This is a genomic window from Marinobacter sp. 1_MG-2023, assembly GCF_030549045.1.
Taxonomy (GTDB): domain Bacteria; phylum Pseudomonadota; class Gammaproteobacteria; order Pseudomonadales; family Oleiphilaceae; genus Marinobacter.
In genome coordinates, this window is record NZ_JAUOST010000003.1 from 345,846 (window position 1) to 364,679 (window position 18,834).

The following is an 18,834-nucleotide window of genomic DNA, read 5'->3' on the forward strand; positions in this document are numbered from 1 at the left end:
GGTGTCTTTGCACGATACCCAGGGAGTACTAACCGTTTGTTCGCAGAAGATTATGCCAACCTGCTCAGCGCAACCGCCATCAACGCCACCCTTGTGGTGGTCGTCGTCCTCATGCACCACGAGGTGCTTGTACGCCTGAGCGCAATATTGGCAAAAATGCATGAAAGTCATCACTTTCGCCTGGTCGTCGCCGTCCTTGGCGTACTGCTCGCCCACACGGTAGAGGTATGGGTGTTTGCCGGAGCCTACTACTACATGCATCACGCCGACGCATGGGGTTTGTTGACTGGCAACTTTGATGGCAGTTTTCTGGACTGCATTTACTTTTCTTTCAGCACCTTCACCACAGTTGGCTATGGTGATATCGAACCTATCGGTGAGCTAAGGTTCCTGACCGGCATTGAAGGGCTCACGGGGCTGGTGCTGATTACCTGGAGCGCGTCTTTCCTGTTTGTAAAAATGCAACGCTACTGGACTGGCACCGAACATCACTAGACCCATGACCGCCTGGCGAGCGTGTAAAACAGCAATGGCACCACCAACACTGTCAATAAGGTGGATAACGCCAGCCCGAACACCAGGGAGATGGCCAACCCGTTGAAAATGGGGTCATTGAGAATAAAGTAAGCTCCCACCATTGCCGATATTGCTGTCAGGGCGATTGGTTTGATGCGTACCGCACCTGCCAGAACCACGGCCTTATCCAGCTCAACCCCTTCTTCCAGAAGCTGCTGTATGAACACCACCAGCAATATGGAATTACGTACGATAATGCCGGCCAGAGCGATCATGCCAATCATACTGGTGGCGGTAAATTCCCGGCCTAACAGGGCATGTCCGGGCATGATTCCGATCAGGGTCAAGGGTATGGGCGCCATAATAACCAGCGGCAGAATATAAGAGCGGAACTGAGCCACCAGCAGTACGAAGATCATAAATACGCCCACGCTATAGGCGGCCCCCATATCACGGAAGGTTTCGTAGGTAATCTGCCACTCACCGTCCCACTTGAGCGTGCCTTTTTCCGGCAGCGGTGGTTGATCGATAAAGAACTGCTCGGGTGCGCCCTCTTGCTGACTCAGGCGTGAAACCATGGCAAACATGCCGTACAAGGGTGAATCTATAGCTCCCGCCATATCCGCTGTTACATAGGTCACGGGCAGCAGGTTTTTGTGATAAATCGCGCCCATCCAGTCGGCTTCGCGCACCTGGGCAATGCTCGCCAGAGGCACCAGGTTGCCATCGCGGCTGCGCACCTGCAGGGACAGAAGCACCGATGACTGAGCTTTATCAGCGTCTCCAAGGGTTACACGAATCGGCACTGGGTACTTTGCATGATCATCGTGTAAAAAGCTGACGTTCACACCGCCCAACCCCATCTGCAATGCTTCTACAACCTGAGCCTGGGAGACGCCCAGACGAGCAGCCCGGGCGCGATCCACTTCAACTTCCCATTGCCGGGTAGGCGCTTCCAGCGTGGTATCAATATCCACCAGCCCCTTCACCTCAGCCATGCCGGCTGCCACGGAGCGGGCCAACCTGGCGCGCTGGCCAGCATCTGCACCGTAGATCTCCGCTACCACGGGTGACAGCACGGGTGGCCCCGGCGGCACTTCAACAATCTTGACGCTGGCACCATGGCGCTCGCCGATGGCAGTCAGTGGTGCCCGTAAAGCCTGGGCAATATCGTGGGACTGGCGGGACCGCACACTCTCATCGCTGAGATTGACCTGGATATCGCCCTGATAAGGGTCGCTGCGCAGGTAATACTGGCGTACCAGGCCATTGAAGTTAATGGGCGCGGCCGTACCGGCATAGCTCTGCCAGCTGGTCACTTCGTCAACGCTCTCCAGGTAATGGCCCATCTCCATAAGCACCCGCTGGGTTTGCTCAACCGGCGCGCTTTCAGGCATATCAACCACAACCTGAAGCTCGGACTTGTTGTCGAAGGGCAGCATTTTCATGATAACCACCTGAAACGCTGGCAAGGAGGCAGCAGCCAGAGTCAGCAGGATCACTCCAAGCGCGAGCAGGCGACGACGCCAGCGGTGATCACCCAGAAACGGCATAAGGACGCCCCCGAATATTTTCATGGACATGGGACTGACACCATCGGCAGAACTGCCTCCCCCTTCCAGTTCCGCGGCGGTTTCGCCTTCCGTTCGCTTCAACAAACGAAACGCCAGCCAGGGCGCAACCACAAAGGCAACAATCTGCGACAGCACCATACCGGCGGAAGCGTTGATCGGGATGGGGCTCATGTAGGGACCCATCAGGCCGGTTACGAAAGCCATGGGTAACAGGGCCGCCATAATGGTGAGGCTGGCCATGATGGTGGGCGTACCCACTTCGTCTACCGCCACCGGAATAATGTCTTTCAACGGGTGGTTGGAGTTGCGAATCCGGCGATTGATGTTTTCGGTGATCACAATGCCGTCGTCCACCAGAATACCGATGGAGAAAATCAGCGCGAACAGAGAGACCCGGTTCAGAGTAAAGCCCCAGGCCCAGGAGAATACCAGCGTCAGCAACAGCGTGATCAGCACTGCCACGCCCACAATCAGCGCCTGGCGCCAGCCCATGGCCACCAGCACCAGCAACACCACGCAAAGGGTAGCGGAAATCAAGTCTGAAATGAGCTTTTGGGCCTTCGCGGAGGCAGTTTCGCCATAATCCCGGGTGACAATCACTTCCACGCCTTCCGGCAGAGCGCGATTGCGGATCTGCTCCAGCCGCTGCTGAATGGCGGTGGTGATATCCACGGCGTTTTGTCCGGGTTTTTTGGCTATCGCCAGAGTCACTGCGGGGTATACGCCCCCAGGTTGTCCGATACTGTTCGCATTCGCGGCTCGCCCGAAACCGGTCATTACACTTCGGTCCGCAACCGTGCCGCCGCGACTCACACTTGCCACGTCGTCCAGATGCACCGCCGCGCCATTGTGCATGCCTACAACGAGGCGACGCACATCGTTTACGCTCTCCAGCAGGGTGCCAGCCTGGACCGGGATAGAGAGGTTATCCCGGGTAATACGCGCTTCCTGACTACTGCTGTTGGCAGCCTTCAGGGCATCGCGAATATCGCTGAGGGTGAGGTTGAATCCGGCAAGCAGGGCTGGGTCAAAGTGGATATCCACCCGGTCGGGCACGCCGCCTACGGTGTAAACATCGCGGGTTCCGGGCACTCGCTTGAGCGCGACTTCCAGCATGTGAGCGAGACGAGTGAGCTCTTCGCCAGTATGTCCATTACGCGGATCGTAAAGAGTCAAAGTCATTACCGGCACATCATCAATGCCCTTGGGCTTGATGACCGGCTGTGTGGCGCCCAGTTCTGGCGGCAGCCAATCCTGATTTGAATACACCTGATTATAAAGCCGGACTAGCGCTTCTTTTCGGGGAATGCCGACTTCAAACTGCACGGTAACAATGGCCTGTCCCTGACGCGACACGGAATAAACGTGCTCAACGCCGGCAATCTCGCTCATCACCTGTTCGGCCGGGGTTGCAATAGCGCTTTCAACTTCCTGTGTGCTGGCACCGGGAAAAGCCACCATGATGTCCGCCATGGTAACGTCTATCTGCGGTTCTTCTTCCTTCGGCGTCACAACAACCGCAAGCACACCCAGAATGATGGAGAGTAACGCCAGCAAAGGCGTCAGATGATTATTCTGGAAAACCCGGGCAATCGCTCCGGAGGGGCCGACCGGGGGCAGTTCGCGACTCAATTCCCTGCCTCCTTGTTAACACTTTCTCGAGAGGCGGGCTCTGCTGAAAGGTTAAGGCGATCAGTACCAATCAGCTCACCCGGGTGGATGACAACCCGCTCCCCCTGGCTCAGGCCAGCCAGAATTTCCAGACGACCGTCCTGTTCCGTGCCGACACGAACCTGTCGTAACCGCGGGCGCTCCTGATCATCCAGCACAAAAACTGCCCTCAGCTCACTACGACGCACAAGACTGCTAACGGGGATCCAGAGTGCATTGCGCGTTGCGACGGGAACTCCGACCTTCACCAGCATACCCGGAAACAGGGATCCATTAGGTTCACTAAGGCGCATACGCAGCCGAAAAGTGTGGGTAGCAGGATTGGCATAGGGGTAAAAAGTGATCTCGCCAGTTTCCAGTACTCGGCCATCGGCCAGGGTAACCTGCGCCTGGCGCTCGCGCCGGGCAAGATCCGCGTACTGCTGGGGCAGGTCTACAACAACCCGGAGCTGCTCCAGGGAGAGGCCACTGAGCAGGGGTTGTCCGGGGCTGACGGACTCACCGATTTCCACATGACGTTCGGTCAGTATGCCACCGTAGGGCGCAGTTATCCGTGTATAGCTTAACTGCTCCCTGGCCTCTGCCAGAGCCGCCTCTGCACGCTCCAGTCGCGCTTTGGCGCCTGCCAGATTGTTCTGGGCCTGATCAAACTCCTGCCGTGATACCAGGCCGCGCTCATGCACGGCTTCAACCCTGGCAAACTGCTGTTGCGCATTGGCAAAGGCAGCGCGCGCCTCATCCCGGCCACCCTGCGCCTGGGTGACCCGGGAGCGCTGCTCACTGCCTTCCAGTTGCACAATAAGGTCGCCGGCGACCACCGAGTCGTCTACATCAAACGGTAGCTTCTCCACCGTGCCGCTGGTCTGTGCAGACACAGTGCTCTGTTGAACTGCCTCGATCACGCCGTCAAGAACGAGTGTTTCCTGCAAGTCGCCGAGTTCGACAGGAACCGTTTCCGGCCGCGATGAGGCATCATCACCCAGAGCTGATCCGGTGAAAACCAACCCAAGAAAGATGGTGCCCAGTACAGCAATATGCTTCATCAGCAGCCACTCCGAAACCAGTTATTAGTTAATAACCATAGGTTATCAATATACTCTGAACGAAGACATACCAACTTATCCTAAGTCAGGGCTTAACTATGATAAAACCACCAGTCATCGCCAAAAACAACTGTCCGCAAACGCCATTAAAAAACCCCGTGCAGGGGGAGTTAATCCTGCACGGGGTAAAGTGTTACCCGCTGGCTATGATTAGCGGGCAACCGCCATTGCACGGTTTACCATTTGGCCGTCAGTGCCGCACGTAGCGTGCGCCCCGGTTCATTTACACGCACCGCATCAGGATTGAACGGGTCTGTGTTTGCGCGGCTCACATGAGGCGCCCAGGTATTATCAAACAGGTTATCCAGTGCCCAGTTGAAAGTGAGATGCTCCATCAACGGGTGGCTACCAGAAAGATTAAACACGCCGTATCCGGGTGATGTTCCTGCATCCAGCCCGGACTCCGGGTCGATGCGATCCTGGCGGCGGGCCAGTAACCACTCAGCTTCAATGCTGTGCCCCATGCTCTGCCAGCCCAGAGTTTGTACAAACTGAACCGGAGGAATCTGTGCCAGCGCCGAGTTATCGTCACGATTCTCACCGCGAACGGAAGCCAGTGTGCTGCTACTACTCCAGGTTCCGTTCGTCCAGCCGACCATCACCTCAGCGCCAAGCAGGCGGGCATCAACATTCTCGTAAAGGGTGCAGCCATTAGCCTTGCCACATTGCGCTGCGGTTTCTTTATATCGCCTTACAAAGTCGTCCACCTGATCAACCCAGACCACCGGCTTCCAACTCCATTGGTTTTTACTTCCACTCAGAGCCAGCTCTACTTTGTTGTGCTTTTCAGTTTCCAGGCCTGGGTTACCAATCCAGGAGTCGCTCATGGTGTTCCGGGCAAGGTAGCGCTCGGTAACACTGGGGCTGCGTACGCTTCGGCTGACAGTCAGCGTCAACGCCTGGTTTTGTGGTAACCGCCACTCGCTGGATGCAAACCCGCTAACGTTGTTATCTTCGGGCTCTAGATCGGTGGTACCGTATGCGTTCTGATAAAGCATGGCCGGAGTCATGCCCATGCTCGCGATATCATCTGCCTTGGTAGCATCCATTTCCACGCGGTCATAACGAAGGCCGCCCCCAACCTTCACACCACTGGCAACACGCCGGAAACCCTCAGCAAAAATCCCGATACGTTCACGCTCCACACCAGGCCACATAAACGAGACCGTCATAGGCATGGGATTGGTTACGTTAAACAGCGTCGCATCCCAGTCATTGGTCTCCAGGTCTGCACCTATTGCCCAGTCAGTTGAACTGTTGGGGCTTTGATCAAGGGTAAATCGCACTCCACGGGTCTCGGTCGTGGAGTCCGTCTGCATTTTCATCATACCCACAGGGCGCAAACTGAAGTTGTCCATTGTGTGATCAACATCCGCCTGCCAGGCCAGCAAATTCCACTCACCGCTGGCTACTGGAGAGCCCAGTTCCATGCGGTACATATCTGTATCCGTTTTCGGGGCATCCATACCAGAGCCTGCATATTTCACATCGCTCTCTTCCTGGCGGCTGACCATACCCTTGATGTAGAAACCATTTTCAGCCGTCCAGGCACCATCAACACGACCCTCAGCGTTTTTGTAGGCGCTGCGCACTTCGTTGCCATCACCGTCTTCGTAATCGTCTGCTTCATCATATCCGCCGGAAAGCCGTAGCCACGCTTCCTCACTACCGACGGCCGCCGCAGCGTTAATCAGCTTGCCATTGCCGTTATCGGATCCGCCGATGGTTACCTGACCTGTGGTCGCATTACCGTTGAATTGCGGGTTGGCAGTCGTTGCAATTATCTGTCCGCCAGCAATGGGGCCCCAACGCAAGGTGCGGTTGTTTGTCCGGACTTCCAGAACCGGTGCCAACGCACTGCTCAGTCGGCTGGTTGGCGGGTCCATCCGGTTAGGGCAAGCACCTTCTACACGAATACCATCCAGCAGGACATCCACACGCTCCTGGCTCTGACCGCGCACTACCGGCTCCAGACCACGGCCGCCCATTCGGGACAGAGATACCGAAGGGTCGGACTCCAGCCGGCTCACCGGCTCGCTGGCCAGTACCGCTTCAGCGTTGTCACTTGACCAGCCTTCCGTTACCCGAATGACCAGGTTTTCCTCGACAGGTTGCGCCGTTACCAGTGCCGGGAAACCCGCGAATCCAAAAACAGCAACCCGTACAAACCTGGTAAGTGCTCGCTCCTTCATACTACTGCTTCCCCCTGGGCGGACCTGTCTGAATAAAAAGTAAGGAGGGCATAATAAACGCGCCAGCTCCCGCGCGCCTGAGACAGAATGCCGCATCTCTCTTGGGGTACATACCTGACGCACCACAAACGAGCACTTCTTGCTAAGCGTGCCCCAATATGATGAAATCATCGCCCCATTTTTCCACCACCCTTTCCACTTTCCTGCAATAAGCAAGAACCGAAATGAGGAAGACTCTATGACCGCCCGACTTGATGAGAAACTGGAACTGATTTACCAGGACGTTCTGCACCGCAATCCGGGTGAAAACGAGTTCCACCAGGCCGTACACGAAGTTCTGGAAACACTGGGACCTGTTCTGGTGAAGTATCCGGAATTTGCAGAGAAGAAAATCATTCAACGTATCTGTGAGCCTGAACGCCAGATTATTTTCCGGGTGCCCTGGCAGGATGATAGCGGTGAAATCCACATTAACCGTGCCTTCCGCGTGGAATTCAACAGTGCTTTGGGGCCCTATAAAGGCGGCATGCGTTTTCACCCCTCTGTTTACCTGGGCATCATCAAATTCCTTGGCTTCGAGCAGATCTTCAAGAACGCCCTGACCGGCCTGCCTATAGGTGGTGGTAAAGGCGGCAGCGATTTCGACCCGAAAGGCCGATCCGACGACGAAATCATGCGCTTCTGCCAAAGCCTGATGACCGAGCTGTATCGCCACATTGGTGAATATACAGACGTTCCCGCTGGCGATATTGGCGTAGGCGGTCGCGAAATCGGCTACCTGTTCGGCCAGTACAAACGCATTACCAACCGCTACGAGTCAGGCGTGCTAACCGGCAAAGGCCTGGATTGGGGCGGCAGCCGTGCGCGCACCGAAGCAACCGGCTACGGCACCGTATTTTTCACACAAGAGATGCTGAAGGCTCGTGGCGACTCACTGGAAGGCAAAAAGGTGGTCGTTTCCGGCTCCGGCAACGTCGCAATCTACGCCATTGCCAAAGCACACGAACTGGGCGCCAAGGTTATTGCCTGCTCTGACTCAGGCGGCATGATCGTAGACGAGAAGGGCATAGATCTGGCAGCTCTCAAACAGATCAAAGAAGTCGACCGCCGTCGCCTCAACGCCTACACAGAGTTCCACAAAGACGCAAAATACGTCAAAGGTGGTAGCATCTGGTCCATTCCCTGCGACATCGCACTGCCCTGCGCCACTCAGAACGAGCTCAACGCCAATGACGCCAAAACTCTGGTGGAAAATGGCTGCATCGCCGTGGCTGAAGGTGCCAACATGCCGACAACGCCGGAAGGTATTGCGATCTTCCAGAATGCCAAGCTCATGTACGGCCCAGGCAAAGCAGCCAACGCCGGGGGCGTGGCAACCTCCGCTCTGGAAATGCAGCAGAACGCCAGCCGTGACTCATGGAGTTTCGACTATACTCAAAAGCGCCTTGAAGACATCATGAGAGACATCCATAGGAGCTGCTACGAAACCTCGGCCGAGTTTGGCTCTGAAGGCAATTATGTAATGGGCGCAAACATTACCGGCTTTATTAAGGTAGCTCGCGCCATGCAGTCTATGGGCGTTATCTGATCACGGAGAAGTAAGGCATGAACGGGAGCGGCGGAAACCCACAGGATGACAGCCGGGTTTCCACTGGCCTCCCGGGGCTTGACGATGTTCTCGATAGCCTGAGAATTGGCGATAACGTTGTGTGGCGAGTCAGCGACCTCGACGACTACCGCCGTTTTGTAACCCCGTTTATTGAATCTGCGGCGTCTGCAGGGCGCCGTATTATCTACCTCCGCTTCGGCCAGCACCCTCCGCTGGTGTCTGACACAACCAATAACATCCGAATCGAAAATATCGATGCCCTGAGCGGCTTTGAAGCGCTCACTGGCAGGGTCTGGCGCCTGATTGAGGAACATGGACGGGGTGCCTTTTACGTCTGCGACTGCTTGAGCGATCTTCTGAATGCCTGGGCGACGGACGCCATGGTCGGCAACTTTTTCCGCGTAGTCTGCCCCTTCCTTTTTGACCTGGAGACTGTCGCCTGGTTTGCGCTTTATCCCGACCGCCACTCCCGCACCACTTTGGACCGCATCCGGCAAACAACGCAGGTAATGGTCGATGTTCATCGGTTAGGGGAAGACGTTCAGATTCAGCCCATCAAAGCCTGGTGCCGGCAATCGCCTACCATGTTTTTGCCCCATCGGGAGCACAACGGGCGCTTTATTCCAGTTACAGACAGCAGTGATGCAACCCGGCTTCAAGCGGGGCTGGAGCTGGCGCAACTTAATCGTCAGCCGCTCCTGGACTACTGGGACAGGCTCTTCATTCAGGTAGCAGGCGCGATTGAGAGCGGTGATGAAGTACAGTCAGCCGACATTCTGGACCGGGTACTGAATGTTCTGATCAGCCGGGATCCGCGCATGCTGGAGCTGGCAAAACGTTACCTCAGTCTTGAAAGCCTGCTCGGGATACGCGCACGAATGATCGGCAGTGGTTATATCGGCGGCAAGGCCACCGGCATGCTGATCGCACGCAGTATCCTGCTCACGAATCAGCCCGAGATTTGGCAGGACAACCTCGAACCACACGACTCCAGCTACCTGGGGTCAGACGCCTATTACGCCTTCCTGGTTCACAACGGTCTGTGGCCGGCGATTATGCGCCAGCGCTCTGCCGATGGTTATCTCAGTGAAGCAGAGGAGCTTCGTCAGAACATTCTGGCGGGCAGCTTCCCACCGGAAATCCGCACAGAACTGGAGCGACTGCTGGACCACTACGGCCAATACCCGATCATGGTGCGCTCAAGCAGCCTTCAGGAAGACGGATTCGGAAATGCGTTTGCCGGCAAATACGACAGTGTTTTCCTGATCAATCAGGGCGCTCCGGAACTTCGGCTTGCAGCGCTGGAGGATGCAATCAGGCAGGTTTACGCCTCTACCATGAACGAGGATGCGCTGGTTTACCGCCAACAGCGCGGGCTGGACCAGCGAGAAGAGCCTATGGCCCTGCTGATACAGCGAGTCAACGGCCGCTTCCACGGTCGATACTACCTGCCAGATGCTGCAGGTGTTGGTGCGTCTCGCAACACCTTTGCCTGGGATACCGATATGGATCCTGCCGCCGGCATGGTTCGTCTGGTGATGGGGCTGGGCACCCGTGCCGTTGACCGGATTGAAGACGACCACGCCTGCGTTATGGCGCTGGACTATCCGGGGCGTCGCCCCTTCCGCAATCAGGATGAGAGCTACAGATTCTCACAGCATCTTCTGGATGCACTGGACCTGAAAGAAGGCAAACTGACCACCCGCCCTTTGAGCCAGCTCACAAAGGAAGTTTCCGATCTGCCATTGCAGCATCTTGGTGAGGTGGATCAGCCCGCAAGCAGGCGAGCGGAGGAGCTCGGGCTGCCTGCACCGGTATGGCGCCTCACGTTCCAGCCACTGGTGAGCAGAGGGCAGTTTGTTGCCCGCCTTTCCAACCTGCTGAAAGCTCTGGAAGCCGGCTACCAGCACCCGGTAGACGTGGAATTCACCCTGCACCTGGACAGTGCCGGTGAGCCTGCCTTTAATCTTGTGCAATGCCGGCCTCTGGCAACCGTAGGCGAAACAAAAGCAGCGACAATACCCGCCGAACTTTCCGACCAACAGTTGCTGTTCCGAACCCGCGGTCACTTCATGGGCGGCAATATAAACCTCTGCATCCAGCGCGTTATCCGGGTGGACGCATGGGTCTACAGCCGCCTGACTGTCAGCCAGCGTTACGACGTTGCCCGCCTTGTTGGTCAACAGGTGCGCACAGGCAACGCAAGGACAATGCTCATTGGCCCGGGACGCTGGGGCACCAGCAGCCCCGAATTGGGCGTGCCGGTCCGTTTTGCTGATATAGCCCGGGTTGCCGTGCTGGTTGAAGTAGCTGAAATGGACGGTGACATGGTTCCCGATCTTTCTTACGGCTCACATTTTTTCCAGGACCTGGTCGAAACGGGCATCGCTTATGTGGCGCTTTTCCCCAGTGGCCGACACTGCGTTTACCAGCCCGAACGGCTGCCGGGCATAGACACTGCTGATAACCGGGGCATTTCTCCGGAGCGAGCCGTACAGACCTTTGACCTGCTCGCAACTCCGCTGCAACTGACCGCAGACGTTGTCAGCCAGAACCTGGCCTGCTATTTCCCGGATTGATATCCGACAACTATTTCAGAAAAACCGGTAAAAGCACTTACTTACTACACCACTGCACACACCACCCTGATAGTATCCACACCATGGAATGGCGAACTCACTCTCAAACAGGTTTCCAACAATCCGCACGCTACCTGCTGGGTATGCGCCTGGCGGTTGTTGGCCTCCAACTTACTGCACTTGCGGTAGCAGAAACGGTTGTTACTCTCGCACACCGTGCTGAAGCCCTCATGCTGTGCCTGTTGTACGGCATTCTCGCGACGCTGGGCTGGCTCTGGTTTACCCGCCGACCTCCCAGTTCCCCCGCAAGCGTAAGCGCCGGCCTCGCCCTTGATCTGGCGCTGATTGGCAGCTGGCTGTTTCTGACTGGCGGCTATACCAATCCGCTGGTTTCCTTGTTGCTCCTCCCCATAGCCGTAGCAATTATTCTTGTACCCCTTAGCCAGAGTATAGCCATCACACTTTCTGGAGTTGCTGTCTATACGGCCCTGGTTATGTGGCAGGCACCGCTTACCCATGACCACAGCAACCACGGCAACCTGGCGCAGCTGCACCTGGTCGGTATGTGGGTCACCTTCGCCATGACCGCTGCGATCCTGCTACTGGTTGTGGGTGCTCTGGCACGGCGATTACGCCAGCAGCAAGAGCAACTATCAACCATTCGGGAAACGCGCCTGCGCGACGAACAGATTATTGCTCTGGGGCTTTCTTCTGCAGCCGTCGCCCATCGCCTGGGTACGCCTCTGAATACCATGACCTTACTGGTCGATGAGATTCGCTCAGCATTCCCTGATCCGGATCTTGCGGAAGATCTGAGCATGATGGAACAGCAACTGGTTCTGTGCAGCAAACACCTGCAGCAACTTACCAGTGCGGCCATACAAGCCAAGACCGCACAACTGGAAAGCCTGCAGATTCAGGATTGGGTAACACGCCTGAAAGAATCGGCAACACTCCTGTGGCCCGCTGCGCCCATCGAGTGGCCAGCGGCTGTTCCGGATTGCCGGGTTTCGGTAGACGCCACTCTGGACCAGGCCATTCTCAACCTGCTGGCTAACGCTCTCAACGCCAGCCCAACCTGGGTAGCCGTCAGCGTACGCAACACCAAAACCAACAGAGTCGAGATGGTAGTAGAAGATCACGGCGACGGCCTGGAAGACGCACTTCAGGTCACTCCGGGGGAACAGATCGTAGGCTCGGAGAATGGCCTGGGTGTGGGTCTCTTTCTTTCCAATGCAACAATCCAGCGCCTGGGCGGCACTCTGAAGGCCCGTGTTGACCAACATGGCACCACAATGATCATTGATTTGCCTGAAGCCAGAGCGGAAAACGCAGAGATGGGAGGTAAAGTTTGACGACAAACAACAGCTGGCTACTGGTTGACGATGACGCCGCTTTCCTGCAGATACTCCAGCGCGCCCTCAAACGTCATGGTATCGACGCTACCTGCTCCCACTCCCATGCCGAAGCACTTGAGGCCCTGGACACCCAGCCCTTCCAGAACTGTGTTCTGGATCTGAACCTTGCAGGCGAGAGTGGCCTGCAGTTGTTGCCGGAACTCCTTGCCAAACAGCCTGGCCTGGAGGTTCTGGTACTGACGGGCTATGGCAGCATTGCCACAGCGGTTGAAGCCATGCGCCGCGGGGCCACGAACTATTTGTGCAAGCCTGTAAACGTGCAACAGCTTCTCGGTGGTTTCGAGCCATTGGCAATGGCACCAGAGTTGCGCAAGGAACCGCCGTCTGTGGAAGAAATGGAATGGGAACACATTCAGCGAGTGCTTAACGAGCATGAAGGCAATGTATCGGCCACAGCCAGAGCCTTACATATGCACAGGAGAACCTTGCAACGAAAGCTGCAAAAGCATTCCCGTTGGCGCAGCTAGAGCACCATTCTTAAAATTGACATGTATCAAACAAGGTCTCCGCTTCCCGCGTATTCTCGCCCGCTGCCTTTTCAGAAAGACCGCTGGATAACCACGGACGCCCAGCGAAGATACCACTGCTACAATCCATCTATCAGGACAGGGAGAAAGTCGCACTTTTTGTAGCCCGAGCATAGAAACATTCATGTCAGATACACAGAGCCCGGAAGACAAAAAGCCTGCCCCACAGATAGACCTGGAACGCCTTTCTCTGGTTGCAATAGCCACTCACAATATGGCGCTTATCCTTGACGCATCTGGATTCATCCAATGGGTGAACCCTAGCTTCGAGGAACATACCGGCCACCAGCTGGAAGATGTTGCCGGAGCCCGCCCTCGGGACATTCTTTATGGTCCGACCACAGACCCGGAAACAGTAAGGCGAATCGATTGCAAGTTTCACCGGGCAGAGCAGTTTGAGGAAGATATTCTGCTCTTCACACGCTCCGGTGCGCCATTCTGGGTTCATGTCTATTGTGTGCCTACCGGCGCTGAGCAGGGTGTGAAGCCAGGCTTCATCGTCATCATGAATAACATATCGGATCGCAAGCAGGGCGAACGCGGTTTGCGAATAGCCGCCAGTGTGTTTGACCGCAGTCACGAAGCCATCATTATTACGGACCACAACAACTGCATAGTCGATGTAAACCCGGCTTTCTCCCGCATTACCGGTTACAGTCGCAGCGATGTATTGGGCCTCAACCCATCCATTCTCAGCTCTGGGCGCCATTCACAGGCCTACTACCGCGCCATGTGGCAAAGTATTGAGAAGACAGACCACTGGCGCGGCGAAATCTGGAATCGCCGGAAAAACGGTGAAGAGTTTATTGAGCTGCAGTCAATCAGCCGCATACACCTTGATGAGCCGGGGAGCTACTACCACGTTGCCTCTTTTACAGACATTACCGCCCTCAAAAACCATGCTAAAGAGTTGGACCGGGTCGCCAACTACGATGAACTGACAGGCTTGCCCAACCGCCAGCAACTGGAAGACCGGCTGCGCAGAGCGCGAGCCCAAGCCGACCTCCACGAACAAAACCTGGCTGTCTGTTACCTGGACCTCGACGGCTTCAAGGTAATCAACGACAGTTTTGGAGAGACCGCCGGTAACCAGATGCTGTGCACTCTGGCAGGGCGCCTGGCGAAAGCTCTTCGCAGCGGCGATACAGTTGCCCGGCTTGGCGGCGATGAGTTCGGCCTGATTCTTCAGGGTGATAACAATAACGCAGTCTACGACCGCATATTATCCATCATCAACGAGCCCCTTGACCCAGGAACAGGCACTGGCCCAATCAGCCTGACCGCAAGCCTTGGGATCACCCGCTACCCCGCAGACAATTCGGATGCTGAAGGCCTCATCCGCCATGCAGATCAAGCCATGTATTCTGCCAAGGAAAAGGGGCGAAACCTTCTGCACTTTTTTGACCCTGAATTGAACGAGCACAGGCAACAAAGGCGTGAACAGCTTACCGAAATCACCAGGGCACTCGAAAATCAGGAGTTCGAACTTTATTTTCAGCCCCAGGTACGCATTGCGGGGTGCAAAGTTGTAGGCTTTGAGGCTCTTATTCGCTGGAACCACCCTCACAGGGGCTTGCTCTACCCGGACGCCTTCCTGCCCACACTGGCAAATAGCCACCTGGAAGTGCCTCTGGGCCAATGGGTTCTCAAAGAAGCCATTCATCAGATGAACCTCTGGCAAACAGCCGGCGAAGATCTTTCCGTCAGCATTAACATCAGTGCCCAGCATCTCATGGACAGGAGCTTTACAGGCTTCCTGGAGAGTTACCTGCACAGTCACCCGGACGTTAAACCCAGCCAGATCACTCTGGAAGTGCTGGAGTCCACAGCGCTCGACGACATCCGTCTCGCCGGCAACGTGCTTGCCCGATGCCAGGAGCTTGGTTTCCAGATTGCTTTGGACGATTTCGGGACGGGTTTTGCCTCGCTCACTTACATGCGCACCCTGCCCGTCGATCAGGTGAAAATTGACAAGAGTTTCGTGAGCAACATGCTCGATGATGGGAATGACCGGGCTATTGTCGAGAGCGTGATTTTTCTCGGCCAGAGATTTGCCCACCCCATTGTCGCAGAGGGTGTTGAAACCATGGAGCATATCCGCGCTCTGCACCAGCTGGGCTGCGACTATATTCAGGGCTACGGCATTGCCCGCCCGATGCCGGCCAGCAAGATATCTGGATGGTTAAACGAATGGCGTAAGGAAAAGGCTCGAAAAAACATCCAGGAATTGCCGCACGCTGGCAAAGCAGGCGTAGCAAACGCATCAGAGGCGTACAGGACAGCTAACGATAACGACGCTGGTCCAGCGTTGTAAGGCGGTCCGGATGGAACACCATCATGCCGGTAACAATCACGCCGTTAACAAACCCTTCAGGAATCATGAACAGCGGAAGATATCTCAGGTAACTGTGCACCAGTTCTGAAAACTCATAAGCGCCACTGGCCCAGAGCATCAGGCACATCACCAGACCCGCGGCAGCCACAGAAATACCAGCCCCGAAGAAGCCGCAGAAAAAGATGTAAGCAAAAAAGTTGCGAAAATCCCGGTGCCTTTCCCAAAGCATGATGCCCTGGGTAATCAGCGCTGGAATCATAACCGTCACGAGGCCGTTAGCAGCAAACATCATCGCCGGTTCACGACCCGTTATCACAGTAATAACCAGAGCCAGAAGCCCGGCAAACACCGCAAGACCCCAACCCAGCATCAGTGTGACTGCGGTAATACCAAAGATGTGAATCGCAAGCCCGGGGTAGATGCCTGCCCGCAATTGCCAGATAAAACCGAGCACCACCGCGGCACCAAAAAAGGAATGCTGCAACAGGTTGTCTGCACGCAGTGCACGCCAACGCACCGACCGGGCTGCCTGCACCAGAATTATCAGAAACAAGGCCAGAGTGAGCAGCCATTGCCCTGTTGATAGCAAATTATCCGTCATACCCATGTTGAAGTGACCGCTCTATTAAACCTGACAATCAACTCAATGATAGCGACCACACCAACCCTTCTGCCAATGATCAGCAACAAACAGGGTAAAATCAGGCGGTTTTTTTTTCGGGTTCGCGATGGCCGGTCAAGGTCTGCCAGGCCCCATAGGTACTCAGAAACACCTGACCACCCAGATGAGCGAGCAACTCGGTACCTTTGAGGCGATCCATAACCGGGCCTTTTACCTCCGAGAGGTGCAAACGCACACCTGCATCCTTGAGGCGTTCATTTATCGCTTCCAGACTTTCCAGTGCGGAGGCATCTACCAGGTTGACTGCCGTGCAAACCAGTACGAGATCTTTCAGCTCCGGCTCACAAATCACCAGGTCCATCACCGTCTCTTCGAGGAAGCGTGCATTGGCGAAGTACAGGCTTTCATCCACGCGTAAAAACGTGACTTTCGGGCACAGCTCTACGTCATGGCGAAGCACATTACGGAAGTGCTCTGTTTCCGGAACCCGGCCCACAACCGCGCAGTGTGGCCGACTGGTGCGATACAAAAACAAGCCTATGGAAAGCGCCACACCTGCGATGATGCCGGCTTCAACGCTGTGTGCGAGGGTCAGCACAATGGTTACCAGCATGGCTCCGAAATCGGTACGGGAATAGCGCCATGTGCGACCTAGCGCGGGCAAGTCTACCAGCGTCGCCACGGCAACAATAATCGTGGCTGCAAGCGTTGCCTGGGGCAAAAAAGCGATAGCTGGAGTCAGAAACAGAGTCGCCAGAGCAATCCCGACCGCTGCGTATGCTCCAGCAGCTGGGGTTTCCGCACCAGCATCAAAGTTGACGACTGAGCGAGAGAAGCCGCCCGTTACCGGCATACCACCTGAAAAACCCGCGCTCAGATTGGCGGTTCCCAAGCCGATCAACTCCTGGTCAGGATCAATCCGTTGGCGCCGTTTTGCCGCAAGCGTCTGACCTACAGATACAGACTCCACAAAACCTACCACGCTTATCAGCAACGCACTGACCGCCAATTGCTGCCAAAGGCCCCAGTCCATTGGGGGCATCGTCAGTTCAGGTAGTCCGGAAGGCACAACACCAACCAGGCGAACGCCCCGGGTATCAAGCTGGAGCTGCCAGGCAACCAGTGTGGTCAATAATACTGCAAGAATCGGTGCCGTTTTGGTGAGGATATCTGCCGAACGTGCACCCACGCCGGAGCGAATCAGGAGAGGCTTCAACTGCTTGCGGGCGAACATCAGAAACAGCAATGCCCCGGCACCAATTGCCAGCGTTGGCAGGTTGGTGTCGCCCAATGCCAAAATCAATGACTGCCCAATTTCCAGCAGATTCTGGCCTGAGGCCTGGACCCCGAAGATGTGTTTGAGCTGGCTGGCAGCAATCACAATGCCGGAGGCCGTAATGAAACCCGATATCACCGGGTGGCTGAGAAAGTTGGCGAGAAACCCGAGACGCAGAATACCCATCATCGTGAGCATTAACCCGGACATGATTGCCAGCAGTATCGCACCCGCAACATATTCAGGACTGCCCGCCTCGGCCAGGGGCGCCAGCGCGGCGGCAGTCATGAGAGACACCACTGCGACCGGCCCGACTGACAGGGTTCGGCTTGTGCCAAAGATCGCGTAAACCACCAGCGGAAGAATACTGGCGTAGAGCCCGACCTGTGCAGGTAAACCTGCCAACAGGGCGTAGGCCAGCGACTGAGGAATCAGCATCACGGTCACAATGACCGCAGCCACCAGATCACTGGTAGCCTTGCTGCGGCCGTATTTTGGCGCCCATTGGAGAATGGGCAGGTAACGTTTAAAGTTCATCAGGCGCTCAGAACAGGTTGACCGGTATTTTCAGGTAAACCTGACCGTTGTCCTCTGCGGGCGGCATTTCTCCTGCCCGCATATTCACCTGCACCGAGGGCAGAATCAGTCTTGGCATATCAAGCGTAGCATCGCGCTCTGTGCGCATTTTTACGAACTCGTCCTCGCTGATGCCATTGTGTACGTGAATGTTGGCCTCGCGCTGCTCCGCCACCGTTGTCTGGTGGGCGTATTCATCACGCCCTGGCGCCTTGTAGTCATGGCACAGGAAAATACGGGTCTCCGGGGGCAGCGAAAGAACCTTACCAATGGATTGGTAAAGCGCACGGGCATCCCCGCCCGGGAAATCGCAGCGTGCGGTTCCAAAGTCCGGCATGAACAGGGTGTCGCCTACAAAAGCTGCATCACCAATCACATAGGTCAGACATGCGGGCGTATGGCCCGGCGTGTGCATTACACTGCACTCAAGCCCCCCGATGGAAAAGGTATCACCGTCTTTGAACAGGCGGTCAAACTGGCTTCCATCACGGGCAAATTCTGTGCCTGCGTTAAACGCCTTACCAAAAATCTCCTGAACATCCTGGATGTGTGCGCCAATACCGGTTTTACCACCAAGTTTTTCGTGGAGATAGGGCGCCGCGGACAGGTGATCCGCATGCACATGGGTCTCCAGGATCCATTCAACGTTCAGACCGTTTGACTGGACGTACTCGATAATTGCATCCGCTGAGCGCACGTCCGTAGTGCCTGCGGCGTAGTCAAAATCGAGCACTGAGTCGAGAATGGCACAGGCCTGACTGGCAGGATCACGAACGACATAACTGAATGTGTTGGTGGGCTCATCAAAAAAATACTGAACGATGGGGTTACTCACG

The 18,834-nt window shown here is 56.0% G+C and carries 12 protein-coding genes; 6 read left to right on the plus strand and 6 right to left on the minus strand.

The features are described from left to right. Positions 1 to 60: 60 nt before the first annotated feature. Positions 61 to 495, plus strand: coding sequence for a potassium channel family protein (locus Q4606_RS11035; protein WP_303597168.1), 435 nt, complete (start codon positions 61 to 63; stop codon positions 493 to 495). Here Q4606_RS11035 and Q4606_RS11040 read toward each other — a convergent pair. The 3 genes from Q4606_RS11040 to Q4606_RS11050 form a co-directional block, all read right to left on the minus strand. Continuing rightward, a complete protein-coding gene (locus Q4606_RS11040) occupies positions 492 to 3,722 on the minus strand; it encodes an efflux RND transporter permease subunit (protein WP_303607544.1) in 3,231 nt (1,076 codons plus the stop codon). The genes Q4606_RS11035 and Q4606_RS11040 overlap by 4 nt on opposite strands. Beyond that, positions 3,719 to 4,804: an efflux RND transporter periplasmic adaptor subunit gene (locus Q4606_RS11045; protein WP_303596916.1), complete on the minus strand. Its 1,086-nt coding sequence runs from the start codon at positions 4,802 to 4,804 to the stop codon at positions 3,719 to 3,721. The genes Q4606_RS11040 and Q4606_RS11045 overlap by 4 nt, the downstream gene beginning before the upstream one ends. Before the next feature lie 236 nt (positions 4,805 to 5,040). Next, positions 5,041 to 7,056 (minus strand): TonB-dependent receptor, encoded by a 2,016-nt coding sequence (locus Q4606_RS11050; protein ID WP_303607545.1) that lies wholly within the window; start codon positions 7,054 to 7,056, stop codon positions 5,041 to 5,043. Positions 7,057 to 7,294: 238 nt separating this feature from the next. Between Q4606_RS11050 and gdhA the strand changes: the two genes are divergently transcribed. The 5 genes from gdhA (at position 7,295) to Q4606_RS11075 (ending at position 15,503) form a co-directional block, all read left to right on the plus strand. Beyond that, the gene (gene gdhA, locus Q4606_RS11055; RefSeq protein WP_303596914.1) at positions 7,295 to 8,644 is read left to right on the plus strand and encodes an NADP-specific glutamate dehydrogenase; all 1,350 of its coding nucleotides are present in this window, start codon (positions 7,295 to 7,297) and stop codon (positions 8,642 to 8,644) included. 17 nt (positions 8,645 to 8,661) lie between these two features. Next, positions 8,662 to 11,244 (plus strand): PEP/pyruvate-binding domain-containing protein, encoded by a 2,583-nt coding sequence (locus tag Q4606_RS11060; RefSeq protein ID WP_303607546.1) that lies wholly within the window; start codon positions 8,662 to 8,664, stop codon positions 11,242 to 11,244. A gap of 83 nt (positions 11,245 to 11,327) precedes the next feature. Then, a complete protein-coding gene (locus Q4606_RS11065; RefSeq protein WP_303596912.1) occupies positions 11,328 to 12,599 on the plus strand; it encodes a sensor histidine kinase KdpD in 1,272 nt (423 codons plus the stop codon). Continuing rightward, on the plus strand, positions 12,596 to 13,129 hold the full coding sequence (locus tag Q4606_RS11070) for a response regulator transcription factor (RefSeq protein ID WP_303607547.1): 534 nt from the start codon (positions 12,596 to 12,598) through the stop codon (positions 13,127 to 13,129). Before Q4606_RS11065 ends, Q4606_RS11070 begins: the two co-directional genes overlap by 4 nt. A 184-nt stretch (positions 13,130 to 13,313) precedes the next feature. Further along, positions 13,314 to 15,503, plus strand: coding sequence for a bifunctional diguanylate cyclase/phosphodiesterase (locus Q4606_RS11075; RefSeq protein WP_303607548.1), 2,190 nt, complete (start codon positions 13,314 to 13,316; stop codon positions 15,501 to 15,503). On the opposite strand, the gene Q4606_RS11080 is transcribed toward Q4606_RS11075, so the two are convergent. The 3 genes from Q4606_RS11080 to Q4606_RS11090 all read right to left on the minus strand — a co-directional run bounded on the left by Q4606_RS11080 (position 15,472) and on the right by Q4606_RS11090 (position 18,833). Beyond that, positions 15,472 to 16,131, minus strand: a complete 660-nt coding sequence (locus Q4606_RS11080; protein WP_303596909.1) for an energy-coupling factor ABC transporter permease — start codon at positions 16,129 to 16,131, stop codon at positions 15,472 to 15,474. The genes Q4606_RS11075 and Q4606_RS11080 overlap by 32 nt on opposite strands. 94 nt (positions 16,132 to 16,225) lie before the next feature. Beyond that, positions 16,226 to 17,959, minus strand: a complete 1,734-nt coding sequence (locus Q4606_RS11085; protein ID WP_303607549.1) for a SulP family inorganic anion transporter — start codon at positions 17,957 to 17,959, stop codon at positions 16,226 to 16,228. A 7-nt stretch (positions 17,960 to 17,966) separates the two neighbouring features. Next, a complete protein-coding gene (locus Q4606_RS11090) occupies positions 17,967 to 18,833 on the minus strand; it encodes an MBL fold metallo-hydrolase (RefSeq protein ID WP_303596907.1) in 867 nt (288 codons plus the stop codon). Position 18,834 lies beyond the last annotated feature (1 nt).

What these genes read in the sequence shown, in the direction of transcription:
- Q4606_RS11075 (WP_303607548.1), top strand. Translation starts at nt 13,314, where the DNA reads ATGTCAGATACACAGAGCCCGGAAGACAAAAAGCCTGCCCCACAGATA.
- Q4606_RS11080 (WP_303596909.1), bottom strand. Translation starts at nt 16,131, where the DNA reads ATGGGTATGACGGATAATTTGCTATCAACAGGGCAATGGCTGCTCACT.
- Q4606_RS11065 (WP_303596912.1), top strand. Translation starts at nt 11,328, where the DNA reads ATGGAATGGCGAACTCACTCTCAAACAGGTTTCCAACAATCCGCACGC.
- Q4606_RS11060 (WP_303607546.1), top strand. Translation starts at nt 8,662, where the DNA reads ATGAACGGGAGCGGCGGAAACCCACAGGATGACAGCCGGGTTTCCACT.
- Q4606_RS11085 (WP_303607549.1), bottom strand. Translation starts at nt 17,959, where the DNA reads ATGAACTTTAAACGTTACCTGCCCATTCTCCAATGGGCGCCAAAATAC.
- Q4606_RS11045 (WP_303596916.1), bottom strand. Translation starts at nt 4,804, where the DNA reads ATGAAGCATATTGCTGTACTGGGCACCATCTTTCTTGGGTTGGTTTTC.
- gdhA (WP_303596914.1), top strand. Translation starts at nt 7,295, where the DNA reads ATGACCGCCCGACTTGATGAGAAACTGGAACTGATTTACCAGGACGTT.
- Q4606_RS11050 (WP_303607545.1), bottom strand. Translation starts at nt 7,056, where the DNA reads ATGAAGGAGCGAGCACTTACCAGGTTTGTACGGGTTGCTGTTTTTGGA.